The sequence below is a fragment of the Streptomyces sp. NPDC104367 genome (assembly GCF_055583825.1).
Genome location: NZ_JBVJND010000025.1, coordinates 38,495 through 54,263, shown reverse-complemented (window position 1 = coordinate 54,263; position 15,769 = coordinate 38,495). Strand labels below are relative to the sequence as shown.

Genomic DNA, 15,769 nt, shown 5'->3' with positions numbered 1-15,769 from the left:
AGGAGACCGGGATGACCACGAAACCGCGCCCGCGCACCACCACCCGCGACCCGGAGGACCTCACCCGCCGGCTGACCGCCTGGCTGGACGCCCGGCTGCCCGGCGCGAGAGCCGTGAACGTCACGGTCCCCGCCTCCAACGGCATGTCCAGCGAGACCCTGCTGTTCGACATCGAGCATCCCGAACCGCCTTTGCGGGAGTGCGTGTTGAGACTGGCGGCGGACCCGTCGGCGTACACGGTCTTCCCGTCGTACGACCTCACCCGCCAGTACCGCACCATGCGGCTCGTCGCCGAGCACACGGACCTGCCGGTGCCCCGCGCGGTGTGGCTGGAGGAGGACCCCGGACCGCTCGGCGCGCCCTTCTTCGTCATGGAGCGCGTCGCGGGACGCGTCCCGCCCGACGTCATGCCCTACACCTACGAGGGGAACTGGCTGCACGCGGCCGGCGACGCCGAGCGCGAGCACCTCGAAGCCGCCTCGGTAGGCCTGTTGGCCCGGCTGCACGACCAAGCCCCCCTGGCCGAAGCCGGGTTCCTCGCGCTGCCCGGGAACGGGGACGCCCTGAGCCGGCACGTCGAGTCCCAACGCGCCTACTACGCATGGGTGGTGGACGGACTCGCCCGCTCGCCCCTCATCGAGGCCGCGTTCGACCGGCTCGGACAACTGTGGCCCAGTGAACCCGGCGCCCCGGTCCTCAACTGGGGCGACGCGCGCATCGGGAACGTCGTCTACGACGGGTTCGACCCCGTCGCCGTCCTCGACTGGGAGATGGCCGCACCGGCCCCGCGCGAGGTGGACCTCGGCTGGACCGTCTACCTGCACCGCTTCTTCCAGGACCTGACGGCCGCCGGCGGACAGCCGGGGCTGCCCGGCTTCCTGCGCCGCGACCGCGTCGAGGCACGCTACGCCCGCCTCACCGGCCACACCCCGCGGGACATGGACTTCTACATCCTGTACGCCGCCCTGCGGCAGGCGATCGTCATGCTGCGCGTCGCCTACCGGCAGGTCTACTTCGGTGAGGCCGCCGTCCCGGCGGACCCGGACACGCTGATCCTGCACCACGGCAGTCTGCGCGCCATGGTGCAGGGCGGTTACCGGGACGCGGTGCGGTGACTCAGGCGGCCTGGCGGTCGGCGGTATAGCCGCCGCGGCGCATCGCCGGTACGCGCATCGGGCGTGAGCCCGGGCCGCCGACGTGCGAGAAGGGCTGGGTCCGCCAGTCCAGGCTCTGCGGCAGGGTGAGCACGACGGCGATCTCCTGCTCCTGCGGCTCCTCCGCCTCCTCCGCGGCGCGGATGTCGGCCGCCGCGAGGCCGGTGCCCGCGCAGACCGTGAGGCCGAACGGGTTCCACGGCGAGGCGCACAGCGCGTGCTCCGGCAGGAACTCCTCGTCCGCCAGCAGGGCGATGGACTGGGAGCAGTCCGGGCAGTTCACCCGGAACATCTCGAAGGTGTCGTACGCGTCCAGTTCCTCGGCCTCGTAGAGGTCGGGTTCGACGCCCTCCGGCTCGGGCTCGACGACCAGCTGCGGGCGCTTGGGCACGGTACGACCAGGGCGCTTGAGACTCTGCATGGGTAACTCCCCCTCGGGCTGGGCCGTAAGGCGCTGCGGCCTCGACCACAGCAAGCACTTCCCGTCCGGTCTCGGCGGTAATCACGAGCGCATCACGGACCCTGTCCGGAGGGTGTGGCGTTCGTCACATGCCGCCCGCAGGTGCCCGGTGCGGTCGATTTGTCCCCCAGGTGGCGCACGGCTCGCCCGGCGCCACATCACGAACCGGCCATGACCTGCGCCGCCGAGGTATCCCAGGAGATCAAGCGCACTGTAGTTTTTGCGCCATGGAGGAGCTGGACCGTCAAATCGTGCAGCTGCTCGTCAAGGACGGGCGGATGAGCTACACGGACCTGGGCAAGGCCACGGGTCTTTCCACGTCGGCCGTGCACCAGCGGGTGCGCCGGCTGGAACAGCGTGGTGTCATCCGCGGCTATGCCGCGGTCGTCGACCCCGAGGCAGTCGGGCTGCCCATGACGGCGTTCATCTCGGTGAAACCGTTCGACCCCAGCGCCCCCGACGACATCGCGGACCGCCTGGCCGGCGTCCCCGAGATCGAGGCCTGTCACAGCGTGGCCGGTGACGAGAACTACATCCTCAAGGTGCGGGTGGCGACCCCGCACGAGCTGGAGGAGCTGCTGGCGCGGCTGCGCACGCTGGCGGGGGTCTCGACGCGGACCACGGTGGTGCTGTCCACGCCGTACGAGGCCCGGCCGCCGAGGATCTGACCGCCGCGCCCCTCGGGGGCGCGTTCGGGGTGCCCCTCGTGCGGAGCGAGGGGCGCGAGGCGCCAGACTGGTGCCCATGAGTGAGCGCACCGACCAGCCCAGGACCGTCCTCCTCCGCCGCGGGGAGGTGCACAGCCCCGCCGACCCGTTCGCGACCGCGATGGTCGTGGAGCGGGGCCAGGTCGCCTGGGTCGGGTCCGAGGGTGCCGCCGACGCGTTCGCGGACGGCGTCGACGAGGTCGTCGACCTGGACGGCGCCCTGGTCACCCCCGCGTTCACGGACGCCCATGTCCACACCACGTCCACCGGGCTCGCGCTGACCGGCCTCGACCTGTCGGCGGCGACCTCGCTGGACGCGGCCCTCGCGCTGGTCCGGGACTTCGCCGCCGCCCGGCCCGGGGACCGGGTCCTGCTCGGGCACGGCTGGGACGCCTCCCGCTGGCCCGGCGACCGCCCGCCGAACCGGGCCGAGCTGGACGCGGCCACCGGCGGCCGCCCCCTCTACCTCTCCCGCATCGACGTCCACTCGGCGGTGGTCACCACGGCCCTGCTGGACCTGGCCCCGGGCGCGGTGCCCCGGACGGACAAGCCGGACGCGCCGGACGCGCCGCTCACCGGCGACGCGCACCACGCCGTGCGCGCCGCCGCGTTCGCGGCCGTGACGCCGGCCCAGCGCACCGAGGCCCAGCGCACCGCCCTCGCGCACGCGGCCTCCCTCGGCATCGGCACCGTGCACGAGTGCGGCGGCCCGAAGATCTCCTCCGAGGACGACTTCACCGCACTGCTGCGGCTCGCGGCCGACGCCACGGGCCCCCGGGTGGTCGGCTACTGGGCGCAGGAGGACGCCGGCAAGGCACGTGAGCTGGGCGCGCTCGGCGCCGCCGGCGACCTCTTCGTGGACGGCGCCCTCGGCTCCCACACCGCCTGCCTGCACGAGCCCTACGCCGACGCGGTCCACACCGGCGCCGCCTACCTGGACGCGGACGCCGTCGCCGCCCATGTCACCTCCTGCACCGAGGCCGGGATCCAGGCGGGCTTCCACGCCATCGGCGACGCGGCCGTGACCGCCGTGGTCGAGGGCGTGCGCACCGCCGCCGAGAAGGTCGGACTCGCCCGCGTCCGCGCCGCCCGGCACCGCGTCGAGCACGCCGAGATGCTCACCCCCGAGCACATCGCCGCCTTCGCCGAACTCGGCCTGATCGCCTCCGTGCAGCCCGCCTTCGACGCGCTGTGGGGCGGCGAGGACGGCATGTACGCCCAGCGGCTCGGCGCCGCGCGGGCCCGCACCCTCAACCCCTACGCGGCCCTCCTCAAGGCAGGCGTCCCGCTCGCCTTCGGCTCGGACAGCCCGGTCACCCCGCTCGACCCCTGGGGGACCGTGCGCGCCGCCGCCTTCCACCGCACGCCCGGGCACCGGATCTCGGTCCGCGCCGCCTTCACCGCGCACACCCGCGGCGGCTGGCGGGCGATCGGCCGGGACGACGCCGGTGTCCTGGTGCCCGGCGCGCCCGCCGACTACGCCGTCTGGCGCACCGAGGAACTCGTCGTGCAGGCCCCCGACGACCGGGTGGCCCGCTGGTCCACCGACCCCCGCTCCGGCACCCCGGGCCTGCCCGACCTGACCCCCGGCCGCGACCTGCCGGTCTGTCTGCGCACGGTGGTGGGCGGCCGAACGGTCTTCGTACGGCCGGGCGAGTGACCGGACCTGATTCGTACGGCCGGGCGAGTGATCTCCGGGGGTGGCGCGGCCGTGATCGTCGGCCGCCGTTCCGTCGCGCGACCTGCGCATCCTCCGGGCTGACCAGCGGTTAGAGTCTGTTTCCGCAGGTCAAACGGCTGTTGACAGCCAGCGGCAGCGGGCCGGTAGGTTCGGCGGAGTCCACCACCGGACGCCCGACCGGGGAGCAGTTCGCGCACTCGTCGCAGCGCCGCTGGGTCAGGGACGGTGTGCCGCACCGGGGCACCGCCACTGGGAGCCAGGCTCAGCGCCCGCGCCGACGAGGGAACGTTCCGGCCGGTCGGGAGGTGTGACCCGGGTGGGGCCCGGACGCTCAGTAGACAACGGCCTTTCGGTCGACCCGCAGCCGGCGGGTCCCAGGTCGGCCCGAAGGGCGCCGGGCCCCCATCCGTAGAACGGGGGAGCGGATCGGGGGAACACGGTGGCGAAAGCACGGATGGCGGCCACCCGAAACGGGCATCCTTACCCCGTTCTTGCGGAATCGACACCACCATACGAATGAGCTGTCACGTCAGCGCAGGCCGCGGCCACTATGGTGGTCCCCTGCGTACGACATGAAGGGGCAGCAGTGAACGACGGCGACGGTACCCTCGCGGCAAAAGCCCAGGGGAGGCGGTTCGGCCCGCTCGGCACGGCCTTGGTGATCATTCCGACCTACAACGAGGCGGAGAACATCAAGTCCATCGTCGGCCGGGTGCGCCAGGCCGTCCCCGAGGCGCACGTTCTGGTGGCGGACGACAACAGCCCCGACGGCACGGGCAAGCTCGCCGACGAACTGGCCGTCGAGGACGACCACGTCCAGGTGCTGCACCGCAAGGGCAAGGAGGGCCTCGGGGCCGCCTACCTCGCAGGCTTCCGCTGGGGCATCGACAACGGCTACGGCGTGCTCATCGAGATGGACGCCGACGGCTCCCACCAGCCCGAGGAACTGCCCCGCCTGCTGACCGCGCTCAAGGGCGCCGACCTGGTGCTCGGCTCCCGCTGGGTGCCCGGCGGCCGGGTCGTCAACTGGCCGAAGTCCCGTGAGTTCATCTCCCGCGGCGGTTCCCTGTACTCCCGGCTCGCCCTGGACCTCCCGCTCCGCGACATCACCGGCGGCTACCGCGCCTTCCGCCGCGAGACCCTGGAGGGCCTCGGCCTCGACGAGGTCGCCTCGCAGGGCTACTGCTTCCAGGTCGACCTGGCCCGCCGCGCGATCAAGGCCGGCTTCCATGTCGTCGAGGTGCCCATCACGTTCGTGGAGCGTGAGTTCGGTGAGTCCAAGATGAACCGTGGCATCGTGGTGGAGGCGTTCTGGCGGGTCGCCTCGTGGGGCGTCACCGAGCGGGTGGGCAAGATCACCGGCAAGGACAGGCCGTCGTCCTAGCGGAGCCGGGCTCACGGCGCGCACAGCCGTCACAGGCGGCGCCCGGAGAACCCACAGATCCGGTTGATCATCCCCTTATCCCGCACTGAGCCGGGCCCAGGCACACTGGGTGCATGACGACTGGCGCGCAGACCCCTCCGTACACCACCCGGCCCCGGCGCTCCCGGCTCGCCAGATACCTGCCGCTGGGCGTCGCCCTCTGGCTGGTGCTGGAGATCTGGCTGCTGACGGTGGTCGCGGGTGCGGCCGGGGGCGTGACCGTGTTCCTGCTGCTGGTGGCGGGCTTCGTCGCCGGTGCCGTGGTCATCAAGCGGGCCGGGCGCCGTGCCTTCAGGAGCCTCAACGAGGCGATCCAGCGCGGCGGCTCCCCGGAGAGCGGCGGCGGCAACGGCCTGATGATGCTGGGCGGCCTGCTCCTGATGATCCCCGGGCTGGTCTCCGACGCCCTGGGACTGCTGCTCCTGCTGCCGCCGGTCCAGAAGGCGGTCTCCCGGCTCGCCGAGCGCACCCTCGACCGCAAGCTCCGCACCGCCGCCCCCGGCACCCTGGGCAACGCCTTCCAGCAGGCCCGCATGCACCGGCCCGACGGCAAGGTGGTCCAGGGCCAGGTGATCCGGGACGAGGGCCCGCGACCGGGCGAGGAGCCGACCGGGGAGCGGCCGCCGCTCACGCGGTGACCGCCGCACGCCGACCGCGCGAGCGGACAGCGCAGAACCGAGGGCGCCGTACGTGGAGACGTACGGCGCCCTCGGTTATTTGTGCCGACTTCCCGCGGTGCGGAACTACGCGGACTTACGGCTGTCCCGGGGATGAATCGCGATGTTCATCGCTCCGGATCGCAGAACCGCCAGACGCTCCTCGAGGACCTCTTCGAGCTCCTCGCGGGTGCGTCGTTCCATCAGCATGTCCCAGTGCGTACGCGCGGGCTTGGCCTTCTTCTCTTCAGGGCCGTCGCCGTCCACGAGGAGTGCCTGGGCCCCGCAGACCTTGCACTCCCACTCCGGCGGGATCTCCGCCTCGACCGAGAAGGGCATCTCAAAGCGATGCCCCTTCTCGCATGCGTACTCCACGGCCTGGCGCGGAGCCAGGTCGATACCGCGGTCCGTCTCGTAGCTGGTCACCACGAGGCGCGTACCGCGAAGAGCTCGCTCACTCATGAATCGTGCCTCCCGGGCTTGTCGCCCACAGGACAGGTGTCGCTGTCGTCGTCATCCGGTCAACGTCCGGTCGGCGGTAAAGATTCCCGTTCCGGGTCATGCGTCGCCGTCGTAGCCGCCCCTTGTTGTACCCACCGGCGCCCGGTTTGTCACATCTGCTAGCAGATGTCACCCAGCGTTTCGGCATCTTTGACGCGCAGTAACGGTACGCCTGGCAGGCCAAACGCGTACACTACCGCCCTTTCGCGTTGAACGCTAAATCTTCTGGCTAGATCTTCCGCGGGACCGGGTTGCCCGCCGCGTCGATCGCCCGCCGCACCGGTACCCGTGCGAGCAGCACGAACCCGATGACGAAGAACACCACCAGCGAGATGATCGCGGATCGATAACTTCCGGTCAGCTGGTAGGTCACGCCGAACAGCAACGGTCCCAGCCAGCTCATCCCCCGATCGCTCATCTCGTACGCGGAGAAGTACTCGGCTTCTTTCCCCGGCGGCACCAGGTGCGAGAACAGGGAGCGGGACAGCGCCTGGCTGCCGCCGAGGACGAGACCGATACCGGAGGCGAGCACGAAGAACCACACCGGCGCCCCGGCCGGCAGGAAGTACCCCGCCGCCAGCGTCACCGTCCACGCCACCAGCGACCCCAGGATCGTCCGCTTCGCCCCGTACGTCCTCGCCAGCCGCCCCATCCCCAGGGCGCCCGCCACGGCCAGCACCTGCACCAGCAGGACCGCCCCGATGAGCGTCGACTGGCCGAGCCCGAGCTCCTCGGAGCCGTAGACGGAGGCCTGGGAGATCACGGTCTGGATGCCGTCGTTGTAGATCAGGTACGCCAGCAGGAACGAGAGCGTCAGCGGATGCCGGCGCATGTCCCGCACGGTCGCCATGAGCTGACGCAGCCCCGGTGCCGTCGCCTCGCCGGTCCGGCCGCCCCGGTCGCGCAGCCGCCGCAGCGGTACGAGGGTGAATGCGCCCCACCACAGCCCCGCCGCGGCCAGGCAGACGCGGATCGCCTCCGTCTCCGAGAGGCCGAAGGAGTCGTGGGCCGAGTAGAGGACCAGGTTCGCCACCAGCACCGTGGAGCCGGCCGCGTAGCCGAAGGCCCAGCCCCGGGAGGAGACCGCGTCGCGCTCCTCGGGCGGGGCGATCTGCGGGAGGTAGGAGTTGTAGAGCATCATGCCGACCGACTGCGCGGCGTTCGCCACGATCAGCAGCAGCCCGCCGAGCAGATAGCGGTCGCCGTCCAGGAAGAACATGCCCGTGGTCGCCAGGGCCCCGACGTACGCGGCCACCGCGAGCAGGGGCTTCTTGCGCCCGGTGCGGTCGGCCGCGCTGCCCACCAGGGGCATCAGCACGACCGCCACGATCACCGACAGGGAGACCGAGTAGGCGAAGAAGGAGCCCGCGCGGACCGGTATGCCGAGCGGGTGCACATAGCCGCCCGCGTCGGCCGCGTTGTCGGCGACCGAGGTCAGATAGGGCCCCAGGAACACGGTGAGGACGCTCGTCGAGTAGACCGAGCACGCCCAGTCGTAGAAGTACCAGCCGCGCTGTTCGCGCCGCAGCCCGGCGGCCTCGTCCAAGGCCTCCGTCCGCACGGTCTCGGTGCCCACCCCGTGCCCTCGCCTTCCCGCAGAAGTGCCGTGCGCGCGGGCGCGGCCGTGGAGGTCTCAGACCCAGACGCCCCGGTCCGTCATGACCTCGCGCAACGTGTCGATGTGATCGGTCATGATGCCATCGACACCCAGGTCCAGGAGCCGGTGCATCCGATCCGGTTCGTTGACGGTCCACACGTGCACGTGCAGCCCGCGCGCGTGGGCGGCGCGCACGAAGCGCCGGTCCACCACCGGGACCCCCGACTGGGACTCGGGCACCTGGGCGGCGACCGCCGACCGGCGCACCGAGGCGGGCAGCCCCCAGGAGCGCAGCCGCAGCCCGACCACCCCGCGGGTGCCGAACGAGGTCGCCAGGCGCGGCCCCGCGATGCGCTGCGCCCGCAGCACCCGGGCCTCCGAGAACGACCCCACGCACACCCGGTCGTAGGAGTCCGTCCGGTCGATCAGGTCCAGCAGCGGCCGCAGTGCCGGTTCCGCCTTGGCGTCCACGTTCCAGCGGACGTCCGGGAACTCCTCCAGCAGCTCCTCGAAGAGGGGCAGCGGCTCCCGGCCCGCCACGCGCGCGTGCCGTATGTCGTCCCACGGCAGGTCGCCGATCCGGCCAGCGCCGTCGGTGACCCGGTCCAGGGTGTCGTCGTGGAAGGCGACGAGCCGGCCGTCCGCCGTCGCGTGCACATCGGTCTCGATGTACCGGTAGCCGAGTGCGACCGCGCGGCGGAACTGCGCCACGGTGTTCTCCAGGCCGTCCGCGGCCCCGCCGCGGTGGGCGAAGGCGATGGGGCCGGGGTGGTCCAGGTACGGGTGGCGTGTCGGCGTGCTCACGAACGCAGTATGGCCCGCGCCGATGACCCCTTGGCAACGACCGTGCTGCCGTCGGATGCCGACGGGACGGCGAACACCCGGAGGAACAGCTGCGCGAGCGGCCCGATGGCCACCGCGTAGAGCAGGGTGCCGACGCCGATGGTGCCGCCGAGCGCGCATCCGGTGACGACCACCGCGACCTCGATCGCCGTCCGGATCAGCCGGATCGACCGGCCGGTACGGCGGTGCAGCCCCGTCATCAGCCCGTCCCGGGGCCCCGGCCCGAAGCTCGCCGCTATGTACAGGCCGGTCGCCGCCCCGTTGAGCACGACGCCCGCCACCATCAGCGGGATCCGGACGGCGAGCGCGTCCGTCTCGGGCAGCAGGGCGAGCGTGCCGTCCATGGCGAGGCCGACGGCGAAGACGTTGGACACCGTCCCGAGGCCCGGACGCTGGCGCAGCGGGATCCAGAACAGCAGTACGGCGGCGCCGACGACGATCGACACCGTGCCGATGCTGAACCCGGTGAGCTCGGCGAGGCCCTGGTTCAGCACGTTCCAGGGCTCCAGGCCGAGGCCCGCCCCGATGAGCAGACCGGAACTCGCGCCGTACAGCGCGAGCCCCGCGTAGAGCTGGACCAACCGTCGCCCGAGACGGCCTTGCGTGGACAAGAGGTACCCCCCTGGTGGAGAAAGTGGCCTGACTCGTGCCACTCTGTGGCTTGAGAGGAAAAGCCATCCATGGCCAATTCGGGGAAGGTGGACTGATTCTCATGGCGCAGTGGACCTCGGCAGTGGGTGCCGCACAGCTCGCCCGGCTGCTCAGCTCGCAGCAGGACCGCCCGGCCGGCCCCGGCACCCGGCGTCCGCCCGCCTACCGTGCCCTCGCCGACGGCGTCCGGCTGCTGGTCCTGGAGGGCCGCGTCCCGGTCGCCGCCCGGCTGCCCGCCGAACGCGAACTGGCGCTCGCCCTGTCCGTCAGCCGTACGACCGTGGCGGCGGCGTACGAGGCGCTGCGCGCGGAGGGGTTCCTGGAGTCCCGGCGGGGCGCCGGCTCCTGGACGGCCGTCCCGGCGGGCAACCCGCTCCCCGCCCGCGGACTCGAACCGCTGCCGCCCGAGGCCCTCGGCTCGCTGATCGACCTGGGCTGCGCGGCCCTGCCCGCCCCCGAGCCGTGGCTGACCCGCGCGGTGCAGGGCGCCCTGGAGGAACTGGCGCCGTACGCCCACACCCACGGGGACTACCCGGCCGGTCTCCCGGTGCTGCGCACGATGATCGCGGAGCGCTACACCGCGCGCGGGATCCCCACCATGCCCGAGCAGATCATGGTCACCACGGGGGCGATGGGCGCGATCGACGCGATCTGCCACCTGTTCGGCGGACGCGGCGAGCGCATCGCCGTCGAGTCGCCCTCGTACGCCAACATCCTCCAGCTGATGCGGGAGGCCGGCGCCCGGCTCGTGCCCGTCGCGATGGCCGAGGGGCTGTCGGGCTGGGACATGGACCGCTGGCGCCAGGTCCTGCGGGAGGCCGCTCCCCGGATCGCCTACGTCGTCGCCGACTTCCACAACCCCACCGGGGCGCTCGCCGACGAGGACCAGCGGCGCCGGCTGGTGGACGCGGCCCGCTCGGCCGGCACGGTGCTGGTCGCCGACGAGACGATGAGCGAGCTGTGGCTGGACGACGACGTGGAGATGCCGCGCCCGGTGTGCGGCTTCGACCCGGCGGGCTCGACCGTCGTCACCGTCGGCTCGGCCAGCAAGGCCTTCTGGGCGGGCATGCGCATCGGCTGGGTGCGGGCGGCTCCCGACGTGATCCGCAGCCTGGTCGCCGCGCGGGCCTACGCGGACCTGGGGACGCCGGTGCTGGAGCAGCTCGCGGTGAACTGGCTGTTCAGCACCGGCGGCTGGGAACAGGCCGTCGAACTGCGCCGGGCGCAGGCCCGCGAGAACCGTGACGACCTGCTGGCGGCGGTACGGCGGGAGCTGCCGGAGTGGGAGTTCGAGGTGCCGAAGGGCGGCCTGACGCTGTGGGTGCGCGCCGGGGGCCTGTCCGGGTCGCGGCTGGCGGAGGTGGGGGAGCGGGTGGGGGTCCGGGTCCCGTCCGGTCCGCGGTTCGGCGTCGACGGAGCCTTCGAGGGGTACGTACGGCTGCCGTTCACCGTGGGGGGAGCGGTGGCGCAGGAGGCCGCGGTGCGGCTGGCCGCGGCGGCGCGGCTGGTGGAGTCGGGGGCGTCCGCAGGGGGCGGCGAGTCACCGCGGACCTTCGTGGCGTAGGACCGCGGCCGTCCGGCCGCGATCGTCCGGCCGCGGTCCTATGGCCGCGGTCCTACGGCCGTGGGCGGGAGTGGTGGCGCCCGCCCGTCGTCTCGGCCCTCCGCTCAGCCCTCCGCCACGGCGGCCTCGACCGGTACCGCCTCCACCGGTCGGCTGCTCGGCGGCAGCAGTTCCAGCACCGCCTGTCGGTCCGCGTCGCTCGCCGCCTCGTCGTAGGGATCCGGCGTGGCCGGGACCTGGAGCCGCAGGACCGGCCCGTGACCGAGCCGGGCGTACCCGCGCCCGGGCGGCAGCAGGCCCGGCGGACTCGTGTGCGGCGGGGCCCCCAGCACGGCCTCCAGCTCCTGCGGCAGCGCCGGCCCGAGCACGACCCGCGCGCGGGTGTGCTGGAGCACGGCCTCGCTCAGCGCGTCCGCGCTGTCGAGGTGTTCGGCGACCACCACGGTGACGTTCGCCGCGCGGCCGTGCCGCAGGGGGATCTGGAGGTGGGACTGCGGGTCCCGGTGGCCGTCGGCCGCGGCCAGGTGGGCGAGGGCGCTCGGGCGGTCCAGCAGGATCCACAGCGGGCGCCTGGTGTCGTCCGGCGGCGGGTGGCCCGCCTGCCGGGCCCGGCTGAGGGCGACGAGCCGCCGTTCCGTCTCGTGGGCCGCCCACTCCAGGCTGGCCAGCGCCCCGGTGAGCCCGCACTCCACGGCCAGGACCCCGTCCCGGCCGGAGAGGCACGCGTACTCGCCGGTGCCGCCGCCCTCGACGACCAGGACGTCGCCGTACTGGAGGGACTGGAGGGCGACGGAGCGCAGCAGGGTCGAGGTGCCGCTGCCCGGGCGGCCCATGACCAGCAGGTGCGGCTCGGTGGAGCGGATGCCGGTGCGCCAGACGACCGGCGGTACGTCACGCCGCTCCTCGCCGTACGCGAGGGGGAGCGTGCGCTGGACCTCGGTGGGATCGGTGAAGCCGAGGACCGTCTCGCCCGGCGCGGTGACGAAGCGCTGGGCGGCGATGTCGGTGGGGAGCGGGGCGAGGACGGTCACCGTGAGCTGGTTCCCCTCCTCGTCCCAGGCGAAGTGGTACTCGCGGCCCCGGCCCGACTTCGCGGTGAGCAGCTGCTCGATGCGGGCCCGGGCCTCGGGCTCGCCGTCCGGGAAGTAGGCGGGGTAGCGGAGCGCGAGCTGTCCGACGCGGCCCGCGTCGTCGAACTCGTGGGCGAGGAACACCTTGTCCCACTCCCCGCCGTGTGCGTACAGCGGCGCCGGGTCCTCGGCGGCCGAGAAGTACGGCACCAGGGCCTCGTACAGGGACTGGAGCCGCTGGGTCTGCGACTCGTCGGGGCCCTCCGGCGGGGGTGGGGTGTGCTCGCGGCCGTGCCAGGCCGCCGCCGCCATCAGGGTGATGACGGCGAGCAGCGGCCCGTACGGCACCAGGGCCACGACCAGGACGATCGAGGCCACCAGGAACAACAGCGGCCCACGTTTGTCCTTGGGGGTCTCCGCCCATCTGCGCCGGCCGGCCGAGGCCAGCAGGCGCAGCCCGCGCGAGACGGTGATGAGCGGATGCAGGACGTCGGTGGCGCTGTCGGCAGCCGTCCGGGCCAGCTCCCGGCTCCGGGCGAGCTGCGCGCTGCCGTTGCTCAGAATGAGAGGGAGAGGGCGCCGGGCCACTGCTGTCTCCTGACGGTGCGTACGGGCGGGAGGGGCGTCAGAACTTGATGCCGCCGAGCAGGCTGGCGAGGCTCTCGCCGCCCGCCTTGATGCTCGGCGCGATGGCCGTACTGGCGAGGTAGAAGCCGAAGAGCGCCGAGACGGTGGCGTGGGACGCCTTCAGCCCGTCCTTGCGGAAGAAGAGGAAGACGATGATGCCGAGCAGGACGACGCCTGACATGGAGAGAATCATTTGAGGTCTCCTGGTGTCGAAGGGGGACAGTCACCATGAGTGGTTCCAGCATCACAGCATGTATCCATACGATAAAAGGTGCAACTGAGTGAAATTCGGAAGATTTCACTCGGTTGGTGGATCATTCCGGACCCCGTACGGCCAGGTCGGCGGCCGTTCGGCAGGGTCGGGGTGATCTTCGATCGGGACTGCGGTGATCTTTACCTCGGGCGGATCCGGTCATGTGCACCCCCGAGCCAGTACGCTGACGATTCACTCGTACGGTCCCGCGGCCCGCCCGTTGCCGTACGCTCCCCGAGTCCACGGAAGTCCCCGCGGCACACAGAGAGGCGGTCCGGACGATGAGCGAAGCCCCCGACCCCGAGGTCGTGGAGCTGGCGACCAAGATCTTCGATCTGGCCCGGCAGGGGCGGACCGAGGCACTCGTGGCGTACCTCGACGCGGGCGTTCCGGCCAACCTCACCAACGACCGCGGCGACTCCCTGGTGATGCTCGCCGCCTACCACGGCCACGCCGAGGCGGTGCGCGAGCTGCTCGCCCGGGGCGCCGAGGCCGACCGCGTCAACGACCGGGGCCAGACCCCGCTCGCCGGGGCGGTCTTCAAGGGCGAGACGGACGTGATCAAAGCGCTCGTGGATGCCGGGGCCGACCCGGCCGCGGGCACCCCGTCGGCCGTCGACACCGCGCGGATGTTCGGCAAGACGGAACTTCTGGAACTGTTCGGCACCAACTGAACCATCTGTTCTGACCAGCTAAAACACACAAAACGGGGGAGGCGGTACAGGGCCGCCGAAATTTCGGTCGCGGCAGGTCGAAGTGCCGGGTCATCATGACGTCGTGATTCACGGACGCGATGGCTGGGCAGGTGTTGCCGCACCGCGCGGGCCGTGATGCGGCCCGCATGGGCCACGGACGAGAGGCAGAGAGAGATGGTCTACAGCAAGCAAGAGACGGCGGGCGCCCCGACGTTGTGTCACGCGGCCAGGTAGTGCGTGTTCTCCGGTTGCGTCGACGCTTGATGTGAGGCTGTTTCCCATGTTCGATCCGGTCATAGCGCCCAGCGGTACGTTGCTCGGCCTGCTTCAGCGGGGCCGCGGCGACGGCACGCTGCACGCGCTCACCGCCCCGCGCGCCGAAGCGCTCGCGGCGCTGAACCACTGTGTGCTGCGCGACCCACGCCACGACTGGCAGGTGGAGAACCGCTCCCTCTACTACGCACGCCTCTACCTCGACCTGAGCGGCGAGCTGGACGCCATCGAGGCACACCTCTTCGACACCGAGGACATCCTCGACACCGAGGAGTCCCGCACCGGCCTCGCGCTGGCCGTGCTCGGGCACCTCGCCTCCTACGGCAGGCGGGACGCGCTCGCACTGCTGCGCAGGTACGCCGCCGCCGGCTCCAACTGGGCCTGGGCCCTGGACGAGCTCGCGCTGCGCGACGACGACGCGGGCCTGCGCGCCCTCGCCGCCCCGGTGCTCGCACGCTTCGCCACGGACGCCGAGGGCGAGGCCGAACTGGCCACCGCCGTACGGGACGCCTTCGAGCCGCGGCCCTGGCGGCTGTGGGCCGAGGACCCCCGCGAACCGATCGCCACGCGCGTGCGTGCCGCTCAGGAGGCCGGCTGCTTCGACCGCTGGCAGCGGCAGATGCGGCCCACCGGGCCCCGCCCCGGGTGGAGCGTGCAGGCCGTCTTCGACTGGGCCCAGCAGGGCGTCGAGCGGGGCGCGGCCCTCCATGTGCCGGCCGCCCGCTGCCTGGCCGCCGTCGCCGGACCCGAGGACCGGCCGGAGATCCTCCAGGCCGCCAAGGACGGCACCGACGGCGCCCGCTGCACGGCCCTGCGCTACCTGGCCGACAGCAACGACCCCGACGCGCTGAACCTCATCGAGGCCGCGGTGGCCGACGGCACGTCCGCCGTCGTGGAGGCCGCCGTCGACGCCTTCGAACGCATGCGCAGCATCGCCGCCGTCGACCGCGCCCGCGGCTGGGCCCGCCGGCCCGACGCCCTGGGCGCCGCCGCCGGACGGATGCTCGCCTGCCGCGGCGGAACCGCCGACAGCGAACTGGTCCTCGCGGCCCTGCGGGAAGCCGTCCGCGGCGAAGGCCCCGACGCGCCCACGCTCTGGACCCTCGTCGACGGCACCGGACGGCTCGGCATCGTCTGCGCCGCCCCCGTCCTGCGCCATGTCTACCGCGAGACCGCCTCGTCCCATCTCCGCGGCCGCGCCGCCCGCGCCCTGGCCGCCACCGACCCCTCCTTCGCCGCCGGATTCGCCGTCGAATGCCTGTGGGACTGCGAGGAGACCACCCGCGAGATCGCCGCCCGGCACGCCGAGACCGGTGACGCCCGGGTCGTCGAACAGCTCCGCCGGCTCGCCGCCGACCCCGCCGAGGAGGCCGAGGTCCAGACGGCCGTACGCAGCCGCATCGGACCGGACACACCCGCCGTGTGACACATCACCACGGGGGAACACGGCACCACCGCGCGCACACGGCACCACCGTCAGGGACACGGGAACCACGGGGGATCCCCCGCACGTTGCGTGAGCGGAAGACCGCCCGTCAGGTGAACGGCCGGTGACCGGCGGGGCGGCCGGGCATGGACGGCGTCTGGCCCGCTCGGGTGCGCGGGCCAACGCTC

15 protein-coding genes are annotated in these 15,769 nt (G+C 72.8%); 8 read left to right on the top strand and 7 right to left on the bottom strand.

Translation table 11 applies throughout. The annotated features are described in order from the left end of the window. Window positions 1-11 precede the first annotated feature (11 nt). Window positions 12-1,115, top strand: coding sequence for a phosphotransferase family protein (locus tag ACZ619_RS31710; RefSeq protein ID WP_469606219.1), 1,104 nt, complete (start codon window positions 12-14; stop codon window positions 1,113-1,115). 1 nt (window position 1,116) lies between these two features. Here the strand turns inward: ACZ619_RS31710 and ACZ619_RS31705 are convergent, their stop codons facing one another. Beyond that, window positions 1,117-1,575, bottom strand: coding sequence for a hypothetical protein (locus tag ACZ619_RS31705; RefSeq protein WP_469606216.1), 459 nt, complete (start codon window positions 1,573-1,575; stop codon window positions 1,117-1,119). A 266-nt stretch (window positions 1,576-1,841) separates the two neighbouring features. On the opposite strand from ACZ619_RS31705, the gene ACZ619_RS31700 reads away from it, so the two are divergent. The 4 genes from ACZ619_RS31700 to fxsA all read left to right on the top strand — a co-directional run bounded on the left by ACZ619_RS31700 (window position 1,842) and on the right by fxsA (window position 6,063). Further along, on the top strand, window positions 1,842-2,282 hold the full coding sequence (locus ACZ619_RS31700; RefSeq protein ID WP_121888443.1) for an Lrp/AsnC family transcriptional regulator: 441 nt from the start codon (window positions 1,842-1,844) through the stop codon (window positions 2,280-2,282). 76 nt (window positions 2,283-2,358) lie between these two features. Continuing rightward, the gene (locus ACZ619_RS31695) at window positions 2,359-3,981 is read left to right on the top strand and encodes an amidohydrolase (RefSeq protein ID WP_469606213.1); all 1,623 of its coding nucleotides are present in this window, start codon (window positions 2,359-2,361) and stop codon (window positions 3,979-3,981) included. Window positions 3,982-4,588: 607 nt separating this feature from the next. Then, complete coding sequence (locus tag ACZ619_RS31690; RefSeq protein ID WP_469606211.1) at window positions 4,589-5,386, top strand: polyprenol monophosphomannose synthase; 798 nt, start codon at window positions 4,589-4,591, stop codon at window positions 5,384-5,386. A 113-nt stretch (window positions 5,387-5,499) separates the two neighbouring features. Further along, complete coding sequence (fxsA, locus tag ACZ619_RS31685; protein WP_469606208.1) at window positions 5,500-6,063, top strand: FxsA family membrane protein; 564 nt, start codon at window positions 5,500-5,502, stop codon at window positions 6,061-6,063. 105 nt (window positions 6,064-6,168) lie between these two features. Here fxsA and ACZ619_RS31680 read toward each other — a convergent pair whose 3' ends face one another. The 4 genes from ACZ619_RS31680 to yczE form a co-directional block, all read right to left on the bottom strand. Continuing rightward, window positions 6,169-6,543: an RNA polymerase-binding protein RbpA gene (locus ACZ619_RS31680; protein WP_010046329.1), complete on the bottom strand. Its 375-nt coding sequence runs from the start codon at window positions 6,541-6,543 to the stop codon at window positions 6,169-6,171. A gap of 268 nt (window positions 6,544-6,811) precedes the next feature. After that, window positions 6,812-8,158, bottom strand: coding sequence for an MFS transporter (locus ACZ619_RS31675; RefSeq protein WP_469606205.1), 1,347 nt, complete (start codon window positions 8,156-8,158; stop codon window positions 6,812-6,814). Window positions 8,159-8,215: 57 nt separating this feature from the next. Beyond that, the gene (locus ACZ619_RS31670; protein ID WP_469606204.1) at window positions 8,216-8,983 is read right to left on the bottom strand and encodes a glycerophosphodiester phosphodiesterase; all 768 of its coding nucleotides are present in this window, start codon (window positions 8,981-8,983) and stop codon (window positions 8,216-8,218) included. Then, a complete protein-coding gene (gene yczE / locus ACZ619_RS31665) occupies window positions 8,980-9,633 on the bottom strand; it encodes a membrane protein YczE (RefSeq protein WP_469606202.1) in 654 nt (217 codons plus the stop codon). Before yczE ends, ACZ619_RS31670 begins: the two co-directional genes overlap by 4 nt. Before the next feature lie 101 nt (window positions 9,634-9,734). Here yczE and ACZ619_RS31660 point away from each other — a divergent pair, with 101 nt between their 5' ends. Beyond that, the gene (locus ACZ619_RS31660) at window positions 9,735-11,237 is read left to right on the top strand and encodes an SCO1417 family PLP biosynthesis transcription factor (RefSeq protein WP_469606199.1); all 1,503 of its coding nucleotides are present in this window, start codon (window positions 9,735-9,737) and stop codon (window positions 11,235-11,237) included. A gap of 104 nt (window positions 11,238-11,341) precedes the next feature. On the opposite strand, the gene ACZ619_RS31655 is transcribed toward ACZ619_RS31660, so the two are convergent. Both ACZ619_RS31655 and ACZ619_RS31650 read right to left on the bottom strand, forming a co-directional pair. Further along, window positions 11,342-12,895 carry a hypothetical protein gene (locus ACZ619_RS31655; RefSeq protein ID WP_469606197.1) on the bottom strand — a complete coding sequence of 518 codons (1,554 nt, stop codon included), beginning with the start codon at window positions 12,893-12,895 and terminating at the stop codon, window positions 11,342-11,344. 37 nt (window positions 12,896-12,932) lie between these two features. After that, window positions 12,933-13,127 (bottom strand): hypothetical protein, encoded by a 195-nt coding sequence (locus ACZ619_RS31650; RefSeq protein WP_469606195.1) that lies wholly within the window; start codon window positions 13,125-13,127, stop codon window positions 12,933-12,935. A gap of 341 nt (window positions 13,128-13,468) precedes the next feature. Here ACZ619_RS31650 and ACZ619_RS31645 point away from each other — a divergent pair, with 341 nt between their 5' ends. Together ACZ619_RS31645 and ACZ619_RS31640 are read left to right on the top strand one after the other, a co-directional pair. After that, window positions 13,469-13,861: an ankyrin repeat domain-containing protein gene (locus ACZ619_RS31645; RefSeq protein WP_469606194.1), complete on the top strand. Its 393-nt coding sequence runs from the start codon at window positions 13,469-13,471 to the stop codon at window positions 13,859-13,861. Between the two features lie 301 nt (window positions 13,862-14,162). After that, a complete protein-coding gene (locus ACZ619_RS31640) occupies window positions 14,163-15,581 on the top strand; it encodes a HEAT repeat domain-containing protein (RefSeq protein ID WP_469606192.1) in 1,419 nt (472 codons plus the stop codon). Window positions 15,582-15,769 lie beyond the last annotated feature (188 nt).